This is a genomic window from Megasphaera sp. AF13-6AC (genome assembly GCF_027685385.1).
GTDB lineage: Bacteria > Bacillota > Negativicutes > Veillonellales > Megasphaeraceae > Megasphaera > Megasphaera micronuciformis.
In genome coordinates, this window is sequence record NZ_JAQCUN010000319.1 from 365 (window position 1) to 623 (window position 259).

Genomic DNA, 259 nt, shown 5'->3' on the forward strand with positions numbered 1-259 from the left:
CTATTATTTCCGAAGAGGCGGGCCTTACAAGCGAATCGGCGATTACGGCCCTCAGTCTGGGCATTCCGGCAATCATCGGCGCCGATACGTCGGCCTTAACGAGCGGTGAACTGGTTACGGTCGATTGCGGTCGCGGTATGGTGCTTCGCGGGGAAGCAAACGCCAGATAATAAGCATAAATGAAAAAGGCTGCTGAAGCTTTTGAACTGCACCCCAAAAATTGGACACAATTTTTGGAGGTGCAGTTTTTTATGTCAAA

The 259-nt window shown here is 50.2% G+C and carries 1 protein-coding gene; it reads left to right on the forward strand.

The annotated features are described in order from the left end of the window. Positions 1-62: 62 nt before the first annotated feature. Positions 63-170 (forward strand): hypothetical protein, encoded by a 108-nt coding sequence (locus PGX78_RS09140; RefSeq protein WP_270446652.1) that lies wholly within the window; start codon positions 63-65, stop codon positions 168-170. The last annotated feature ends 89 nt before the right edge of the window (positions 171-259 follow it).